At 52.6% G+C, this 16,636-nt stretch carries 20 protein-coding genes and 1 tRNA gene; 16 read left to right on the forward strand and 5 right to left on the reverse strand.

All coding sequences use genetic code 11. The features are described 5' to 3' along the window. Positions 1–76 precede the first annotated feature (76 nt). The 6 genes from MUB23_RS09380 (at position 77) to feoB (ending at position 4,646) form a co-directional block, all read left to right on the forward strand. Positions 77–316: a hypothetical protein gene (locus tag MUB23_RS09380; protein WP_244800229.1), complete on the forward strand. Its 240-nt coding sequence runs from the start codon at positions 77–79 to the stop codon at positions 314–316. Positions 317–340: 24 nt separating this feature from the next. Then, positions 341–1,213 carry a DUF3737 family protein gene (locus MUB23_RS09385; RefSeq protein ID WP_244800230.1) on the forward strand — a complete coding sequence of 291 codons (873 nt, stop codon included), beginning with the start codon at positions 341–343 and terminating at the stop codon, positions 1,211–1,213. Between the two features lie 139 nt (positions 1,214–1,352). Continuing rightward, positions 1,353–1,526 (forward strand): hypothetical protein, encoded by a 174-nt coding sequence (locus MUB23_RS09390; RefSeq protein WP_244800231.1) that lies wholly within the window; start codon positions 1,353–1,355, stop codon positions 1,524–1,526. A 21-nt stretch (positions 1,527–1,547) separates the two neighbouring features. After that, positions 1,548–2,108, forward strand: a complete 561-nt coding sequence (locus MUB23_RS09395) for a cyclophilin-like fold protein (protein ID WP_244800232.1) — start codon at positions 1,548–1,550, stop codon at positions 2,106–2,108. Positions 2,109–2,427: 319 nt separating this feature from the next. Continuing rightward, the gene (locus MUB23_RS09400) at positions 2,428–2,655 is read left to right on the forward strand and encodes a FeoA family protein (RefSeq protein ID WP_244800233.1); all 228 of its coding nucleotides are present in this window, start codon (positions 2,428–2,430) and stop codon (positions 2,653–2,655) included. Continuing rightward, positions 2,652–4,646, forward strand: coding sequence for a ferrous iron transport protein B (feoB, locus tag MUB23_RS09405; RefSeq protein WP_244800234.1), 1,995 nt, complete (start codon positions 2,652–2,654; stop codon positions 4,644–4,646). The genes MUB23_RS09400 and feoB overlap by 4 nt, the downstream gene beginning before the upstream one ends. A gap of 17 nt (positions 4,647–4,663) precedes the next feature. Here feoB and MUB23_RS09410 read toward each other — a convergent pair whose 3' ends face one another. Further along, entirely contained in the window at positions 4,664–5,479 is an 816-nt protein-coding gene (locus MUB23_RS09410) for a prolipoprotein diacylglyceryl transferase (RefSeq protein WP_280515720.1), read from the reverse strand. A gap of 6 nt (positions 5,480–5,485) precedes the next feature. Next, positions 5,486–5,836 carry a DUF4190 domain-containing protein gene (locus tag MUB23_RS09415; protein WP_244800236.1) on the reverse strand — a complete coding sequence of 117 codons (351 nt, stop codon included), beginning with the start codon at positions 5,834–5,836 and terminating at the stop codon, positions 5,486–5,488. 170 nt (positions 5,837–6,006) lie between these two features. Between MUB23_RS09415 and MUB23_RS09420 the strand changes: the two genes are divergently transcribed. The 6 genes from MUB23_RS09420 to MUB23_RS09445 all read left to right on the forward strand — a co-directional run bounded on the left by MUB23_RS09420 (position 6,007) and on the right by MUB23_RS09445 (position 12,448). Continuing rightward, positions 6,007–6,435, forward strand: a complete 429-nt coding sequence (locus MUB23_RS09420; RefSeq protein WP_244800237.1) for a DMT family transporter — start codon at positions 6,007–6,009, stop codon at positions 6,433–6,435. Positions 6,436–6,518: 83 nt separating this feature from the next. After that, positions 6,519–7,127, forward strand: coding sequence for a helix-hairpin-helix domain-containing protein (locus MUB23_RS09425; RefSeq protein ID WP_244800238.1), 609 nt, complete (start codon positions 6,519–6,521; stop codon positions 7,125–7,127). Then, positions 7,120–7,812: a response regulator transcription factor gene (locus MUB23_RS09430; protein WP_244800239.1), complete on the forward strand. Its 693-nt coding sequence runs from the start codon at positions 7,120–7,122 to the stop codon at positions 7,810–7,812. Before MUB23_RS09425 ends, MUB23_RS09430 begins: the two co-directional genes overlap by 8 nt. Then, a complete protein-coding gene (locus tag MUB23_RS09435; protein WP_244800240.1) occupies positions 7,769–9,295 on the forward strand; it encodes a sensor histidine kinase in 1,527 nt (508 codons plus the stop codon). The genes MUB23_RS09430 and MUB23_RS09435 overlap by 44 nt, the downstream gene beginning before the upstream one ends. 2 nt (positions 9,296–9,297) lie before the next feature. Next, entirely contained in the window at positions 9,298–10,218 is a 921-nt protein-coding gene (locus tag MUB23_RS09440; RefSeq protein WP_244800241.1) for a GerMN domain-containing protein, read from the forward strand. Positions 10,219–10,237: 19 nt separating this feature from the next. Next, entirely contained in the window at positions 10,238–12,448 is a 2,211-nt protein-coding gene (locus tag MUB23_RS09445) for a DNA internalization-related competence protein ComEC/Rec2 (protein WP_244800242.1), read from the forward strand. 20 nt (positions 12,449–12,468) lie between these two features. Here MUB23_RS09445 and MUB23_RS09450 read toward each other — a convergent pair whose 3' ends face one another. Next, the gene (locus MUB23_RS09450; protein WP_244800243.1) at positions 12,469–13,221 is read right to left on the reverse strand and encodes a glycerophosphodiester phosphodiesterase family protein; all 753 of its coding nucleotides are present in this window, start codon (positions 13,219–13,221) and stop codon (positions 12,469–12,471) included. Positions 13,222–13,332: 111 nt separating this feature from the next. Between MUB23_RS09450 and MUB23_RS09455 the strand changes: the two genes are divergently transcribed. Together MUB23_RS09455 and MUB23_RS09460 are read left to right on the forward strand one after the other, a co-directional pair. Then, positions 13,333–13,992 (forward strand): polysaccharide deacetylase family protein, encoded by a 660-nt coding sequence (locus MUB23_RS09455; RefSeq protein WP_244800244.1) that lies wholly within the window; start codon positions 13,333–13,335, stop codon positions 13,990–13,992. A 156-nt stretch (positions 13,993–14,148) separates the two neighbouring features. Then, positions 14,149–14,231, forward strand: a tRNA-Leu gene (locus MUB23_RS09460). A gap of 156 nt (positions 14,232–14,387) precedes the next feature. Here the strand turns inward: MUB23_RS09460 and MUB23_RS09465 are convergent. Further along, entirely contained in the window at positions 14,388–15,248 is an 861-nt protein-coding gene (locus MUB23_RS09465; protein WP_244800245.1) for a GHKL domain-containing protein, read from the reverse strand. Next, on the reverse strand, positions 15,245–15,856 hold the full coding sequence (locus MUB23_RS09470) for a LytR/AlgR family response regulator transcription factor (protein ID WP_244800246.1): 612 nt from the start codon (positions 15,854–15,856) through the stop codon (positions 15,245–15,247). The genes MUB23_RS09465 and MUB23_RS09470 overlap by 4 nt, the downstream gene beginning before the upstream one ends. A 137-nt stretch (positions 15,857–15,993) precedes the next feature. Here MUB23_RS09470 and MUB23_RS09475 point away from each other — a divergent pair, with 137 nt between their 5' ends. Beyond that, on the forward strand, positions 15,994–16,287 hold the full coding sequence (locus MUB23_RS09475) for a hypothetical protein (RefSeq protein ID WP_244800247.1): 294 nt from the start codon (positions 15,994–15,996) through the stop codon (positions 16,285–16,287). A 112-nt stretch (positions 16,288–16,399) separates the two neighbouring features. After that, positions 16,400–16,522, forward strand: coding sequence for a hypothetical protein (locus MUB23_RS19680; RefSeq protein WP_280515723.1), 123 nt, complete (start codon positions 16,400–16,402; stop codon positions 16,520–16,522). The last annotated feature ends 114 nt before the right edge of the window (positions 16,523–16,636 follow it).

Here is a 16,636-nt window from a genome sequence, read left to right on the forward strand (position 1 = left end):
TTGTAAATTCTCTGAGGCCAATCGTTTCTTTATTATTTGTCCGCTAAAAATCAAGCAAGGAAGAGAGGAAAGACGTATGCAAAACAGAGATTCTGTTCAAGCAGCTACCCAGAATCTAAAAGACGCCGGATGTGATTCAGAGACAATCGAACAGTATTTTCTTTTGGATGAGAGCGGGGAAATACAGGAACAGCTGGAACTGCTGTCAGCCCACAGGGGGCTGATTTTAGAAAACATCCATAAGGAAGAAAAACAGATAGGCTGTCTGGATTATTTGGTTTATCAACTGGGTAAAAAGATGAAAACAACAAAATGAGTCATAGACAAGGAGGAAAAGTGAATGGATTTGATTCAAAATCAAAGGTTTGATGAAGAGCGCGCCCTTTACGGCAGAGGACATATGATAGTAAGGAACTGCATATTTGACGGCCCTGCCGATGGGGAGAGCGCCTTGAAGGAATGCACGGATGTGCAGGCGGATCAATGTTATTTTAACCTGCGCTATCCCTTCTGGCACGATCACCAACTGACAATCAGCGAATCGGAAATGACCGGGCTCTGCCGGGCGGCGCTGTGGTATTCCGATCATATCACGATCACCAATACAAAGCTGCATGGAATCAAAGCATTGCGGGAATGCGGACAGGTGAAGCTGCAAGGATGCGATATCCTCTCCCAGGAATTTGGATGGTCGGTGCGCGGCATGGAAATGGAGGCGTGTACGGTTCAGAGCGAATACTTTATGATGCGCTCCGATCATCTGCATTTAAAAAATGTGCGGATGAAAGGGAAATATTCTTTCCAGTACATTGAGGATTCCGTCTTTGAGAACTGTGAGTTCGATACAAAAGATGCCTTCTGGCATGCGAAAAACATTTTGGTTCGGGACAGCGTGGTCAAAGGAGAGTATCTGGCCTGGTACTGCGAGAACGTTACCTTCGAACGCTGCAAAATTGTCGGTACACAGCCGCTTTGTTATTGTAAAAACCTGAAGCTGATCAACTGTGAGATGATGGATACGGATCTGGCCTTTGAAAAATCGCAGGTGGAGGCGACTGTCACGACGCCGGTTCTCAGCATCAAAAATCCCCTTTCCGGCCGTATCACGGTTCCCTCCGTGGGAGAAATCATCCGGGATGATGCGGAGGCAAAGGGAGAAGTCGTGGTAACGGAAGCATCCCCGGAGAACGCGTCGGATATCGCCTGCGCGTAATCGCTGCACCAAAAAAGGGACGAACGGCCGGCCCCTCTTGGTTTAGCAGCAACCTTACCGGCATTAGAGGGTAATCCGATGTTCGTATTCGGAAAGCGTCTTATAACCGAATAAATCATACGCAACAGGGAGAACAAACATGAAAAAACATATTTTAAAACTTTCCACAAGCCTCCGGAAAAACAGCAATTCGGAGGCGCTGGCGGATACGTTTCAAAGAGGCGCCGTGTTCGCTGGCGGCGTAAACGAGGAAGGAGAGATCAAAGATCATCCGGCGCTGCAAGAAGCTTATGAGATGGGAAAAACGGTTTGATGGCAGGAAGGAGGCAGCGAATTGAAACACTTGTTTGTTTTTGCCGCCGGTGTCTGCCTTATACTCTCTTTGACCGCCTGCGGCAGCCCGGAACCGTCACAAGAGGGAGCGATCCATCCGCCTGAAAATATAGAGGCTCAGGCCGTTACCGCGCCTGAGCGAACCGCCGGTCCGGAAGAGTTATCTGCACAGGCTTCGAAAAGGACGGAAAATTCCGATGAGGCAGAAGGAAGAAGAAAAGGGAACCTTCGGATTGGAGAGCGCATGTTCACTGCAACTTTGGAGGAGAATGAGGCGGTGAACGCTTTGGTTAAGAGGATGGAACAAGCGCCGGTCGTGGTTCAGATGAGAGACTATTCCGGTTTTGAAAAGGTGGGGGCGCTGGAAAAAAGTCTACCGGTAAGCGATAGCCAGATCACCGCACAAGCGGGCGACATTGTCTTGTACAATGGGGATCAGATTGTCCTTTTTTATGGTTCCAATACCTGGAGCTATACCCGAATCGGGAAAATCGACGATTTGTCCGGCTGGGAAGAGGCGCTGGGAAGCGGCGATGTAACGGTAACCTTTTCCGTGGAGTAGTTCATCACCTGGGACGGGGTGGTATTATCAGCTTGGCAGCGCTCCGCTAAAGATGTCCGTTTTATTCTCTTCTTTTTTCCCTTCATTCTTGAGTGAACAATCCGGCGGCTATGATGAAATGAAAATTCCGCACATACAATGATAAGGAACGGTAAGCTTCCTGAAACGGCATGGGAGACCATCCATCCGAGCAGTGTTTTGTGTATGATCGATATGGTTTCATTCCGTTTTCTGTGGGGAGATGCTGTTGACAAAGACGGGAAAAGGTGATACATTACTAACGAAAAAGTTAGAAGTATCTAACTTGGGGAGAGATGAAATGAAATTATCGGATGGAGTCATGGGAAAGACTTACCTGGTGGTACGGGTGGAGGTGGCGGAGCGCATCACCCGGCGTCTGGAGGCTTTGGGAATCAACGAAGGAATTCCGGTGCTGGTCATGAACCGGAAAAAGAACGGCACGGTGATTATTAAAGTGCGGGGAACTTGGCTGGCGCTCGGAACCAAAATCGCGTCAGGAATAGAGGTAAAGGAGGCAGCGGAATGAGCGAACAGGTCATCACGGTTGGCTTTGTCGGAAATCCGAACTGCGGAAAGACAACCTTGTTCAATGCCTACACCGGCGCAAATTTAAAGGTGGCCAACTGGCCCGGCGTTACGGTAGAGCGCATGGAAGGCGCAGCCTATTATAAAGGCCACAAGCTGCGGCTGATCGATTTGCCCGGCATCTACAGCCTGACCTCCTATTCCATCGAAGAGCGGGTGGCGCGGAAATGTATTATGGAAGAGGAGATCGACGTGATCGTGAACATCGTGGACGCCTCTTCCCTGGAACGGAATCTTTACCTGACCATGCAGCTTTTGGAATTTCGAAAACCCGTGGTTCTGGCGCTCAACATGATGGATATTGTGCAGGAACGAGGCATGGAGATCGACACCCACAGACTTCCGGAAATGCTGGGCGGGATCCCTGTCGTACCGGTGTCCGCCCGAAAGCGGATGGGGTTGGATGTGCTGCTGCACGCGGTGGTCCACCATTATGAAGAAGGCCCCCACGAAAAGGTGGTAACCTACACCAAAGGCATCGAAGCGAAGCTGGAAAAGGTCGAAAAGGCCCTGGCGGATAGGTATGGGGAAGTGTCCAACCCTCGCTGGGTGGCGATCAAACTTTTGGAGCAGGACGAGGAGATCGGGAAGCTCTATCCTCTGGATCTGCCGGATGTATTGGATAAAAGCTATGAAAAACGGATCATCAATGAAAAATATGCGTACATAGAAGAGGTGGTGGACGAATGCCTGTTTAACCGGGAAAGCGCCGCGGCGTCTACGGAGAAAGCAGACCGTTACCTGACGCACCGGATTTTCGGGATCCCGATTTTTCTTGGCATTTTAGCGGTCGTATTTTTCCTGACCTTTACAGTCGGCGATTTTTTAAAGGGATATTTTGAGATGGGGCTGGAATGGTTTTCCGGCAGCCTGATGAATGTCCTCGGCGGAATCGGTGTCTCGGACTGGCTGATTTCCCTGGTGGTGGACGGCATCGTGGCCGGAGTCGGGGGGATTTTGACCTTCCTTCCCAACATTGTGATTTTGTTTTTGGCGCTGGCCTTTTTGGAGGACAGCGGATATATGGCCAGAGTGGCTTATGTGATGAATGAGGTGATGGGATCGGTCGGCCTGTCCGGAAAAGCGTTTTTGCCGATGATCTTGGGCTTTGGATGTACGGTGCCCGCCATCATGGCAAGCCGCGGGCTGGAAAATGAGAAAGACCGGAGGCGGACTATGATGGTAACACCTTTTATGTCCTGCTCGGCGAGACTTCCGATCTACGTCCTGTTTGCCCATATCTTTTTTGGAAAGTATGCAATGATCGCCGCTTACTCCTTGTACGTCATCGGGGTGCTGGTAGCGATTTTGGTGGCAAAGATCGCCAATAAGCTGTATCCGCTTCCGGAAGAAAATGCGCTTTTGATCGAGCTTCCGGCTTACAAGATGCCGAATCCCCATACGGTTTTCATCTATGTCTGGGAGAAGGTGAAGGATTATCTGACCAAGGCGGGAACCGTGATTTTCGTGGTATCTATTTTCCTGTGGTTCCTGCTGAATTATAACCTCCATGGACCGGCGGAGGACGTGTCGGTCAGTTTCGGCGCATATTTGGGACGTATCCTGGTTCCTTTGTTAAAACCGGCGGGGCTCGGTATGTGGCAGATCGCCGTGGCGCTGCTGTGCGGTCTGTCGGCAAAGGAGGTCGTGGTCTCCAGCTGCGCTGTATTGTTTGCCGTCAGCAACATCAATTCCAGCGCCGGGATGGCGGAGCTGGGAGCGGCCTTGGGGGCCGGGGGCTTCGGCCCGGTCAATGCCTATGCCTTCCTGGTCTTTTGCCTGCTGTACACTCCGTGCGCAGCGGCGATCGGCACGATCCAGAGGGAAAGCCATTCCTGGAAGTTTACCGTCAAACAGGTCCTATTCCAGCTGGCGCTGGCTTGGGCGGCGGCTGTCCTTGTATTCCAGGCAGGGAGTTTGATCTTTGGATAAGAAAAAAGCAGCGTGTGTCACAGCCTAACCGGGCATGACGCACGCTGCTTTTTCGTCCTTGACCTGAATAAGAAAACCAACGCGGCTCCCGCTGTCAGGACCGCAATCCATTGGGAAGTGGAGAGGCCGAAAAAGATTTTCCGAAGGTCATCGTCACCCCGCAGGAATTCCAGGAAAAACCGAGCGATCCCGTAGAGGAGGAGATAAAGGGCCAAGAGCCTGCCCTTTTCTTTCTTCCTCTGGTACAAGGTGTATAAAAAGAAAAAAAGAAGCAGTTCGGACAGGGCTTCTGCCAGCTGAACCGGAAAACGGTTTACTCCGTTGGCGCCTGGGATCAGAGACCGGCGGAACGTGATGCCGAAGGAACATTCGGCCCCGTAACAGCAACCGGCCAGAAAACAGCCGATTCTTGCCACGGAATGAAATAAGGGAATCGAACAGGCGGCAATGTCCAGAAACAAAACACGGTCATAATCCGGTTTTCGTTTCAAAAACAAAAGACCGGCTGCCATACCGCCCAGGAGGCCGCCATAGAAGACGGAGCCGCCGAAAATGGCGATCAGGTACGGCAGTAAGTTTCCGGAGGAGAGAATCTGCCCGATATGCCGGACGGTAAAACGGATTTCCTCCCAGTGAATCAAACCGTAGAGCAGGTGGCTCCCGATCAGGACGCCGGTTGCGGACCAGAGCAGAAATTCAATCATGTAGAAGGCGTGCACGCCCTGCTTTCTCGCCAGGCGGTCGGCGAACAGCAAGGTCAAAATAGCGCCGGCCGCCGCCGTCAGCGGGTACATCTCAATGGTTTTTCCAAACAGAGTGAACGAAGGGAACATGACTGCTTAATAGAACAGGGCCAGGCTGCTGAGACCGGCGCAAGCACAGGCGGCGCAGGCAAAGACCAGGCCGCAGAGAACCGTCCCGATGATTCCCAGAACCAGGCCCGCGGTGGCCATTCCGTTTCTCTGAGGGCCGGTGGCCATTTTGCCGGACCGGATGGAAAACACAATCGCGACGAGGCCGAGAACCAGGCCGACGAAAGCGCCGTAGCTGAGGAAACAGCAAACGACACTGATGATGCCGCAGACCAGAGAAGTGACGGCGGGGCCGCGGGAAGGATCATCCTGCGGGCTGCCGTATGGCGGCTTGCCGCCGTTTAAGGGAGCTCCGGTTTGAGGGTCAAAATTTGCCATAGCATTTCTCCTTTTTTCTCACAAAATGGTGGACTTTCCTTGATTATCGTAGCATTTTGGTCAGAAAAAGTCAATCCGATTCTATCTGTGGTTCCTTATCGGCCTAAGACGCAGAAAAGCATAAAATAACATAAAAGGGAAACAATGAAAGAAAACAGAAGGAGTTTTTTATGTGGGGAATTTTGATTTCTATGCTTTCCGGCGCGCTGATGAGTATCCAGGGCGTCTTTAACACAGGTGTGACGGAGAAAACAAGCGTCTGGGTTGCGGCCGGTTGGGTGCAGCTGACAGCTTTTCTGGCCTGCGTGGTGGCCTGGTTTGTGACCGGACGGCCTTCGGTCGGCGCGATTACCGGTGTGCATCCCAGGTATTTGCTTCTGGGAGGTATTTTTGGGGCTGCCATCACATATACCGTTATACAGGGAATGTCGGCGCTGGGACCGGCCAAAGCCGTACTCCTGATCGTGGTGGCGCAGCTGGCGGTCGCCTACCTGATCGAACTGTTCGGCTTGTTTGGATCCGACAAGGTGGAATTCCAGCTCCATAAGCTGATCGGCCTGGCGATTGCCGTAGCTGGAATTATTATTTTTCAAAAGTAAGGGTTGTAAAAATCGTAATAATTTTGTAAAATATTGATAGGCAGAAGAGAATCCGGCCTCCGTCAATCGTCAGGAGGCGCAGGATGATCGAAAAAAAGAAATGGTTACAATGGTTGGGCGGACTGCTGATGCTGGCGGCAGGAATTCTTTACAGCTGCGGGAATCAGCAGTCGGAAGAGTTTGTGATACCGGACCCAATATCAAGTGAATGCGAAGAGACACAGGGGGGCACAAAAGCCGGCGCAGAGCAAGAGACGGTATTTGTCCATGTGTGCGGCGCGGTGAATGCTCCCGGTGTGTATGAACTTCCGGCCGGCAGCCGGTACCAGGATGCGGTCCAGGCGGCCGGCGGGTTTTCCGGTGAGGCGGATTCCACTTATTTGAATTTGGCTACGGTGATTTCCGATGGAGAACAGTTAGCGGTGCCGACAGTCCAGGAGGCAGCCTCCCGGCGGGAGGGCGGGCCGCGGCCGGCCGAGGATGACGGCCGGGTGGATCTAAACCAGGCCGGGAAAGAGGAGCTGATGACACTCCCTGGGATCGGGGAAGTGCGGGCGGAGGCTATCCTTTCCTACCGGAATGCCCACGGGCCCTTTTCGAGCGTGGAAGAGTTGATGAAGGTCTCCGGGATCAAGGCGAGTACCTTCGAGAAAATAAAAGAGAAAGTTAAAGTGGGGAGTAGCGATGGCTAGCAAGGTTTTGGTGGTGGACGATGAAAAACTGATCGTCAAAGGGATCCGCTTCAGTCTGGAACAGGACGGGATGGAAGTCGACTGCGCTTACGACGGGGAAGAAGCGCTGAAGATGGCGAAGCAGACCGAGTACGATGTGGTTTTGCTGGATCTGATGCTGCCGGTGATGGACGGTCTGGAGGTATGCCAGCAGATCCGGGAATTTTCGGATATGCCGATTATCATGCTGACCGCAAAAAGCGATGACATGGATAAAATTATGGGATTGGAATACGGGGCGGACGATTATATCACCAAGCCCTTTAATATCCTTGAGGTGAAAGCTAGGATCAAGGCGATTATCCGCCGGAATTCAAAAAATAAGCAGAAAGAGGCGGCGAGCAGCAAGAAGATCTCGGCCGGCGACCTGGAGCTCGACATCGACAGCCGCCGGGTTTTTTCCAAAGGAAAAGAAATCAATCTGACGGCGAAGGAATTCGATCTGTTGGAGCTTCTCTTGACGAATCCCGGAAAGGTTTACAGCAGAGAGCAGTTGTTGAATATCGTGTGGGGTTTTGAGTATCCAGGGGATGTTCGGACCGTGGACGTACACGTGCGGCGTCTGCGGGAGAAGATCGAGGAGAATCCAAGTGATCCGCACTATGTCTATACGAAGTGGGGTGTCGGTTATTTCTACAAAAACTAGGACAAAAAAAAGACGGTCCGCCAGCCTGCGGGTCCGTCTCTTTCTTATTATGCTGTTTCTGGCCTGCGCGCCGTTTTTGGTGATCAATGTTGTGATGATGGTATCCGCCGACGAGATCGAAGTGGAGACGGAGGTCAGCGAGATGAAGGGACAGGCATTGATCCTGGCCAACCAGCTCTCCACCGTGGATTACATAAATAATCCTTACAATGCGACGATGAACGCGGTGCTAAAGCAGGCGGCGGACATGTGGGGCGGAAGAATTTTGATCGTCAATGATTCCTACCGGGTGGTGAGGGATACCTACATCAGCGACGAGGGGAAATACAATATCTCCGAGCTGGTGATGAAGGGGATGGCCGGACAGAGCAGCAGCGTGTTCAACAAGGACAAGCAGTTTGTGGAATTTACCCAGCCGATTGTGGTCCGGGAGGAACAGACCGTGACGTTTTCCGGTTCGGAGGATACCTTGGTCACCGTGAAAAACTCGGATGCCGGGACACGTACCGTCGGAGTCCTTTTGGTGATGGTGGATGCCAGGCCGATCCAGGCGCCGGTTGAGCAGCTGGGGGAAAAGGTGGTGCTGATGACCTTGATCGCAGCTTGCCTGATCATTCCGCTGGTTCTGATTTTTTCCGGGCATTTGACCAAACCGCTGCAAAAGCTGGCAAAGGACATTGAAAAAGCAGCCTCAGGCGGGCTGAACTCTCAGGTGGCCGGCGGCCGCTTTGCGGAGACGAAACGGATCAGCGACGCGTTCAACCACACGCTGAACCGACTGCAGGTGCTGGATCAGTCCCGGCAGGATTTCGTCTCCAATGTGTCCCATGAGTTGAAGACGCCGATTACCTCAATCCGGGTGCTGGCGGATTCTCTGATGAGCATGGAGGGCGCTCCGGTGGAACTCTATCAGGAGTTTATGGAAGATATCTCCACGGAGATCGATCGGGAAAGCAAGATTATCGACGACCTCCTTTCCCTGACACGCCTGGAGAACAAGGCCCAGGGCCTTCATATCGCCCAGGTCAATGTCAATGATATGATGGAGCTGATCTTAAAAAGGCTGCGTCCCATCGCAAAGACAAGAAATATTGAACTTTTGCTTGAAAGTTTCCGGCCTGTGACGGCGGAGATCGACGAAGTCAAGCTTTCCCTTGCGATTTCCAATCTGGTGGAAAATGCAATCAAGTACAACCGGGATTCCGGCTGGGTGAAGGTTTCTCTGAACGCGGATTACAAATATTTTTACATTAAAGTTTCGGATTCCGGCTGCGGGATTCCGGAGGATGCGCAGGCCCACATTTTTGAACGTTTTTACCGGGTGGACAAGGCGCGGTCGCGGGAGACCGGGGGAACAGGGCTCGGACTCTCCATCACAAAGTCCATTGTCACGCTGCACCATGGAGCCATCAAAGTTTACAGCAAAGAAGGGGATGGAACAACTTTTGTGGTTCGGATTCCTCTGATCTATATCAAGGAGTAGGAATGAAAAAGGTAGGGATTTTTCTGCTGATTCTCCTGCTGATTCCCGGCTGCCGGAAGACGGTGACGGAGGAGCAGATGGGGGACGACTCGGTATTGGCGTATTATGTGAATGCAGCGATGACCCGGCTGACTGGGGACGCCCACAAGCTGCAGGCTGCGGATTTGAGCGGGCGGATCGAAGAGCTGTATGCCGTCCTCCAGGAAAGCGGCCACGGCGAGACCGTCGCGGCGGTGCCGGAATCGTTGAAGCTGATCTCCCAGAATGTGGACAGCCGGATTTTGAGCCTGGATTTGGAAGGCCCCTATTATGAGATGTCCACCGCGTCCCAGGTGATGTGTCTGGCAGCGCTGACAAAAACCATGACCCAGCTGGAGGAAGTGGATTATATCCGTCTGTCCGTGAACGGCTCTCCGGTGACACAGGGGGAAACGGAGGTCGGCATCCTCCGTTCCGGAATGTTCATGGACGATATCAAGGACAATCCGGATTCTTATATCGATACGGAGCTGGTTTTGTATTTTGCCAGTGAAGACGGACGCCAGTTGGTCAAGACCACATTGAGCGTCGGCTATCAGTCCGGCAGTTCCTTGGAACGGATCGTCGTGGAACAGCTGCTGCGCGGGCCCCAGGTCAGCGGCGTCAAGGCGACGCTTCCCTCCACCAGCAGCCTGCTTGGGGTGAACGTGCGGGACGGCATCTGTTATGTGAACTTTGACGATAAATTCATCTCGGATTCTCTCAGCGGAGGATACGATTATATTCCGGTCTATTCTCTGGTCAATTCACTGACCGAGCTGCCGACGGTGCAGAAGGTACAGTTGATGATCAACAGTAAGACCGACGTCAGTTACAGCGACAACATTTCATTCGCAGCGCCGTTGGAGCGCAATATGGACTATGTAGGAGGGGAAATCGATTAAACGACCACTTCTGTGGGTCTTGGGGATATGGATCGCAGGAGAGGCAATTCTCTGGCAGCTGGGATTTTTTACGCTTCCGGCGGCCGTCTATGACGATTGGCTTAGGGAAAACGACCGTTTAGCGGTATCGGCGACCGGAACGGTGGAAAAATTAGAAAACACAGCCTATGGAATCCGGCTGGTTCTAAAAGACAATTCAGTGAGCTGCCGGGGCATCGTGAGGGTCCCCCGGCGTCTGCTCGTTTCTCTGAAAGAAACAAAGGAATGGAAAATTGGAAACCGAGTGAGAGTGACCGGGGAGCTCTCACATTTTTCGCTGCCCGGAAATCCGGGGGAATTCGATGTCCGGGGGTATTACCGCTCCCAGGGAATCGATTATATGGTGGAAGGGGAGAACGCCGAGATGGTGGAAGCCTCGGTGGATTTGCCCAGGGAATTTTTGGCGGGGCTCCGCCGGACCGGAAGGGAGAATATCAGCCGGGTGACCGGGGAAGAGGACGCCGGTGTTTTTGCCGCGGTATTTCTCGGCGATACCTCGCTTTTGCCGGAGGAGACCAAGAAACTTTACCAGGAAGGCGGCATCGCCCATATTCTGGCGGTCAGCGGCCTGCATGTTTCCTTGTTGGGTATGGGATTGTTCCGTCTTCTTCTGCGGCTCCCTCTGCCGAAGCGGGTTCCGGAGATCATGAGCGCGGTTCTGATGACCGGGTATGTGGCGGTGGCCGGAGCCTCGGTTTCCTCCCGGAGGGCTTTGATCCTGTTCCTTGCGCTGCTGCTTTCAAGAATTTTGGGCCGGTCCTATGACACACTGTCCGCCCTGGGGCTGGCTGGCCTTTTTATTCTGGCCGCTCAGCCGATGCAGCTGTTTCAGGCGGGATTTCAGCTCTCTTTCGGCACGGTCGTCGGTCTCGGACTCTTGGGCCCGGAGCTGGAACGCTGGGGCAGGCCGAAGCGGCCGTGGGAGAAAGCGCTTTTGTCTTCCCTCTGCGCGACCGCCGGGACCATGCCGGTTGCCGCCTGGCACTATTTCCAGGTGGCGGTATCCGGGATCTGGCTTAATCTCCTGGTGCTGCCGCTGTCCTCCCTTTTGCTTTTGTCCGCAGTTTTGACAGCGGTAAGTTCCGGAATGTTTCCGGTGCTCGGCGCATTTTTTGCCGGAACCGGCCATTATATCCTGGTCTTATACCGGTTTTTGTGCGAGTGCGGCGGAAAGTCGGTGCGCACGGGAAGACCGGACGGATGGCAGATCGCAGCCTTCTATGGTTTGCTGTTTCTCTTCATGATGGCGGGAAGGATCCTGCGAAAGCGGGAGGCGGCGCGGCGGGAAAGGGGATTTTGCAGCAAAGACGAGGTTGCCCCAGGGAAAAAGGCGGCGCGATGGGCTGTCCTTGGGGCGGTTTTTCTGATGCTTTTGTGCGTTCTGCTGCCGTTTCCGGACAGGGGGCTTACGGTGGTGAACTTGGACGTCGGGCAGGGAGACAGTACCTTTCTCCGTACGCCGGACGGAACCTGCTGGCTGATCGATGGAGGAAGCAGCAGCGTTTCTGAGGTTGGAAAAAAGCGGATCCTTCCCTTTTTGAAATCGGAAGGGGTGGGAGAATTAAGAGGCGTTATATTAAGCCACAGTGATGAGGACCATATCAATGGGGTGGAAGACTTGCTGGAATCCGGGGAAGTCAGGATCGGCTCTCTGATCCTGCCGAAAGCTTCCCGGAGAGAAGGCGCCTGGGATCATATTCTTAATTTGGCTTCCGCCGTCGGAGTCCCGGTCTTGGAGATGGAGGCAGGGCAGCGATTTTCAGAAGGAGCCGTCTCTTTTGCCTGCCTTCATCCTGCGTCTCAATTTACCGGAACGGACGCCAACAGCCTTTCCCTGGTTTTGGAGATCCAGGCGGAGGGCTTTCGGGAATTATTTCCAGGTGATTTAGGGCAGGCGGAGGAGTTTTTGTTTCAGGAGGCATGGGAACCGCTGACTGTTCTGAAAGTCGGGCATCATGGTTCCCGCGGCTCATCCGGCGAGGAATTTTTACGAGCGGTCCGCCCGGTCTATGCCGTTATTTCCTGCGGGAAAAAGAATTCCTACGGACATCCTCACCAAGAAACCTTGGACCGGCTAAAGGAAGCGGGCAGCCATGTTTACCGGACGGACGAGAACGGAGCGGTCCGTTTTTTCCTCCGTTCCGGGAAACTGGCCGTGACGCCATTTCGGCAAGAAAAAAAGACAGGGTAGTTCCGTCCGGACGGATTGCGTCAGGAAGAGGGCCTTTGTTCAAAAATATAAGCGTCGAACGCTCCCTTCGCCGCCTGCATTTCTTCCTCGGAGCGGAACGTCCATCCGAAAACCGGCCGGTGGGCGGCCAGAAAGCGGAAAAACAGGGTATTCCGGTATCTCCGGTCCAGCGAGAAGAAATTCGGCCGGGTCCAGACATTAGAGATCAATGGTTTCATCAGCCATTTTTGCCAGCGGGGCATAGAGGGGCACTCGCGGAAAAAGTCGGTGACCAGCTGGCCCCGCGGCACCAAGGGACGGTTGCGGCGAAACCAGTATAAGGCGTAGGGGTGGAAGGATTCCACGCAGTACGCGCCGCCGTAGCCGTCCAGCGCCTTTGCGGTCAGCTCGCACAGTTTGGGATCCACGCCTTCCATCTTGATCTCCACCAAAAGCGGAACTTGTCCGTGAACCAGATCCAATACTTCCGAAAACAAGGGAATCTTCTGGCCGGAATCATAGAGCGGGGCCCGGCGGATTTCCTCCAGAGTCATTTCTTCAATGGTCCCCTTTTGACCGCAGACGCGGATCAGGGAACTGTCGTGAAAAACCACCAGGGCATCGTCGGCCGTGCGGCGCACGTCCAGCTCAATGCCAAAGCCGCGCCGGACCGCCAGCGAAAAAGCGGCCAGTGAATTTTCAGGGGCCGCGCTGTGGCCTTGGTGCAGCCCGCGGTGGGCAAAATAGGGGGTGGAAAAGGACAGCATAATGCTCCTTTCTGTAATTGCGCCCATCTTCTCAGGGCATCCAGGTAAACCTTGCGGTATTTCTGCTGTTGTCAGCCTTGTCTTCCATTCTAACAAATTTGTCCGGCAAATACAATAGAAGAAGCAGGAGGAATTGCGATGAGAAAACAAAAGGTTTTGGTTGTATTTTTGTGCGGACTGGTATTGCTTACGGGAATGTGGAGAAACGAAAAAGTACAGGAAGCTTCCGCCCAGGCGGAAAAGGCCGGAACCATTGCCTTGACTTTTGATGACGGCCCTCATTGTACCTACACGAAAGAGCTTTTGGACGGCCTGCGGGAACGAGGGGTAAAAGCCACCTTTTTCCTGATCGGCAAAAATATCGAAGGGAATGAGGATCTGGTCCGCCAGATGTCGGAAGACGGGCATTTGATCGGATGTCATACATATAGTCATGTGGATCTGACCAAGTGCACGCTTTCCGAGGCGCTCTGCGAGGTGGAGATGACGGATGATCTGATTACGGGGATTACCGGAAAGGTTGTGGAATACGTGCGCCCGCCGTTCGGAAATTGGAAGGATTCCCTGGCCGAGGCCCTGCCTTTGACTGTTGTCCGCTGGACCGTGGATCCGGAGGATTGGAAGGATCAGAACCGGGAGCACGTGGTGGCGAAGGTGAAGAAAAATGTGAAGGACGGCAGTATTATCCTGCTTCACGACAATTACCGTACTTCCGTGGAGGCCGCGCTGGACATTGTCGACGATCTTCAAAAAGAGGGGTATGAGTTTGTGACAATGGATGAGCTGCTGCTGGATTAAAGGGCAGGCGGCAAAAACGCTCCGCGATGGAGGCACAGGGCTGCCCCCTTGGGGCCCCGCGCAAAGCGCACACTTTGTTCGAAGGAAAACAAATCTTGGAAATTTTTGAAAAATCACTTGAAATTTCAAAAACACCGTGCTATAATACCATAGCACGCGGGAATGCTGGAATTGGCAGACAGGCATGACTAAGGATCATGTGGTCGAAGACCGTGAGGGTTCAAGTCCCTTTTCCCGCAGAATCTTTTGAATAAGAGAACTGAAACGCACGAAACTCCCGATTGGATCGGGAGTTTCGTGCGTTTTCGGGTAAATTTTAAACTTCAATTCCCAATCCGTCCGCCCGGTTCCCTATAGCGGTATGAAATTCAGCAGGATACAGCCGAAAATCATCCCTATTTCAGAGGGATCATGACCTTCAGGGAAAAGATACCGCTGTTTGCGGAAAACAAAGCCTGACCGCCGTGGAGCTCTGCAATGGCGGAAATGCTGCGGGTGCCGTACCCATGTTCTTTCCTGTCCGTCCGCGGCAGGCCTTCCCGAAGCACCACATTCCCCACATAAGGATTTACTACCGATAACAGCAGCTTTTTTTTATAGACGCTGATCTGTATCGACACAATTCTCTCCTCGGATCTCGGTACCGCGGAGGCGGCAGTGATTGCATTTTCCAGACTGATGGAAAACATGGAAGGGATAAATTGTACTGCTGCCTTGGAACCGCTATACAGCCAATCGGTGTAGATGGTGGAGACATAGTCGAAACCATAATACAAAAACGGAACTGCGCCAAACAGTAAACAGGATTTTTTGGACTGGGTGATGATCCGGTTGACCGGCGCGGCCATCTGCCGGCATAGAAAGGACAAGCAAAGCAAGATTGCCGGTATGTAGCTGAGGCAGTAAGCAAGCGGCGTCCGAAATAATATCTCGGCCGTTAATCCAAACCATTTGGGGATCTGGCAGCATAAGTAGGCGGAAAATACGCTTGACAGTGATACCAGCCATGGGCGTTTATTATAAAAGACTAAGAACAAAACAAGCGGCAAGTGAACGATGAGCGGATATAGTTCTTTGGTTCGTTCCATGCCGGCAAGCTGTAAGGCAATAATCTGCAAAGATAAGGTCAAAAGGAAAACACCGCCGGTGCCAACCATGTTTTTTCTGCTTGGTTCAACGCCCGAAAAGGATACGGACACGGCAATGCCGAACAGCAGCACCAAACCATAGCATAACAGATCAAGCAGCTGGATCATTCGATTTTCCCTCTGTTGCAGCCGGCCGCTCTCACGTCCTCAAATAAAAACTCCGTATAAGTGGTCCGAACCTGCTGGTAGACGGAACGGGCAATGGGAACCTGGCGGCCGGACGCGGTTAGCAGTTCTTTTTGGCATACCTCGGTCACCCATCTCAGATTGACCAGGTAAGAGCGGTGAATTTTGCAAAAGCCAGGGCGGGCAAGCAGCGCTGGCTCGTATTCGGACAAGCTGCCGCGTACTTCTTTGGTACTGCCGTCTGATAAATGAAAATAAAGGATCTTTGACATGACTTCGATATACTCAATTTTTTTGTAAGGCAGGCGGAGTACGCTCCCCTGGGTCCGTATGACCAGCGCTTCCTCAGGTTTACGCAGCAAGTCGGCAATCTGATCCAGAATCGGAAAAAGCCGTTCCTCAGTAGCCGGTTTCAACAGATAATTGGTAGCCTGTACGCTGTAGCTTTCCACTGCGTATTCCGGGGAAGAAGTCAAAAATACAATTTTTATATTCTCGTTTTTTTGGCGGATTTCGCGGGCGGCCTGGATTCCGCTCAGACCGGGCATCAGCACATCCAAAAACCGAAGATCAAAATTTTCACGATCCATTGACTGAATCGGGGAACATCGACGAAGGAAACGAATAAAAATCAAAGGAGAGTATGATGATGAAAAAAATGTTTCGTGTAGTCCTGATCGGACTTCTTTGCCTGACCATGGTAGCCGGGCTTGCCGCCTGAGGAGGAGTGGATAAGAAACCGCTGAAGGAGTTCTACAATAAAGCTGCGGCTGCATTCAACGAATTGGCCGAGCTGGTGAACGCAAATTCAGAGTATATTGACAGCAGTATGATTGATACGTTCAAGGAAATGTCCGATTTACTGCTTCAGTACAAAGAAAAGGCCGAAAATGATGAGGAGCTGACGCAGGAGCAGATGGATAAAATGATCAACTGGCTGGACAATGACCTGACCAATTACTGCAAAACAACCAAGGAAGAGCTCCAGGCCGCATTGGATTCTCTTGCCGCAGAGGGCTGAGAAATATAGCCTTTCCGTCTCCGGTATCGATCGAACAGCTGCGGATCTTTCGGAAAACAAATTGTGAAGAAAAACCTCATCAGCAGATGGTGTATCAGACTGGAAGAAGTCCATGGCGTTGACCGTGGACTTTTTTGTTGTGGATGAGCACACGGGAGATGGCACCCGGATTGGCGGCCTGGCTCCGGTTGGTCCGCCGGCTGGCTGGGCATACGAGTTCAGCCAGCTTTTTTAATATTATCATAAAATACAGGGAAAGCAGCGCGCCATGTCCGACGCGCTTTCCTGTTTCAAGGTAAAATAGTTTTAGCGGGCGGGAAAAAAGGAAGTGCTGCGCCGGCCGCTGCCA

This window comes from Cuneatibacter sp. NSJ-177 (genome assembly GCF_022867805.1).
Classification (GTDB): domain Bacteria; phylum Bacillota; class Clostridia; order Lachnospirales; family Lachnospiraceae; genus Pseudolachnospira.

Coding starts and splice junctions, on each gene's coding strand:
- MUB23_RS09440 (WP_244800241.1), top strand. CDS start 9,298: ATGAAAAAGGTAGGGATTTTTCTGCTGATTCTCCTGCTGATTCCCGGC.
- MUB23_RS09435 (WP_244800240.1), top strand. CDS start 7,769: ATGTCTATACGAAGTGGGGTGTCGGTTATTTCTACAAAAACTAGGACA.
- MUB23_RS09425 (WP_244800238.1), top strand. CDS start 6,519: ATGATCGAAAAAAAGAAATGGTTACAATGGTTGGGCGGACTGCTGATG.
- MUB23_RS09415 (WP_244800236.1), bottom strand. CDS start 5,836: ATGGCAAATTTTGACCCTCAAACCGGAGCTCCCTTAAACGGCGGCAAG.
- MUB23_RS09470 (WP_244800246.1), bottom strand. CDS start 15,856: ATGGATCGTGAAAATTTTGATCTTCGGTTTTTGGATGTGCTGATGCCC.
- MUB23_RS09385 (WP_244800230.1), top strand. CDS start 341: ATGGATTTGATTCAAAATCAAAGGTTTGATGAAGAGCGCGCCCTTTAC.
- MUB23_RS09420 (WP_244800237.1), top strand. CDS start 6,007: ATGTGGGGAATTTTGATTTCTATGCTTTCCGGCGCGCTGATGAGTATC.
- MUB23_RS09410 (WP_280515720.1), bottom strand. CDS start 5,479: ATGTTCCCTTCGTTCACTCTGTTTGGAAAAACCATTGAGATGTACCCG.
- feoB (WP_244800234.1), top strand. CDS start 2,652: ATGAGCGAACAGGTCATCACGGTTGGCTTTGTCGGAAATCCGAACTGC.
- MUB23_RS09390 (WP_244800231.1), top strand. CDS start 1,353: ATGAAAAAACATATTTTAAAACTTTCCACAAGCCTCCGGAAAAACAGC.
- MUB23_RS09400 (WP_244800233.1), top strand. CDS start 2,428: ATGAAATTATCGGATGGAGTCATGGGAAAGACTTACCTGGTGGTACGG.
- MUB23_RS09465 (WP_244800245.1), bottom strand. CDS start 15,248: ATGATCCAGCTGCTTGATCTGTTATGCTATGGTTTGGTGCTGCTGTTC.
- MUB23_RS19680 (WP_280515723.1), top strand. CDS start 16,400: ATGGCGTTGACCGTGGACTTTTTTGTTGTGGATGAGCACACGGGAGAT.
- MUB23_RS09450 (WP_244800243.1), bottom strand. CDS start 13,221: ATGGGCGCAATTACAGAAAGGAGCATTATGCTGTCCTTTTCCACCCCC.
- MUB23_RS09455 (WP_244800244.1), top strand. CDS start 13,333: ATGAGAAAACAAAAGGTTTTGGTTGTATTTTTGTGCGGACTGGTATTG.
- MUB23_RS09380 (WP_244800229.1), top strand. CDS start 77: ATGCAAAACAGAGATTCTGTTCAAGCAGCTACCCAGAATCTAAAAGAC.
- MUB23_RS09430 (WP_244800239.1), top strand. CDS start 7,120: ATGGCTAGCAAGGTTTTGGTGGTGGACGATGAAAAACTGATCGTCAAA.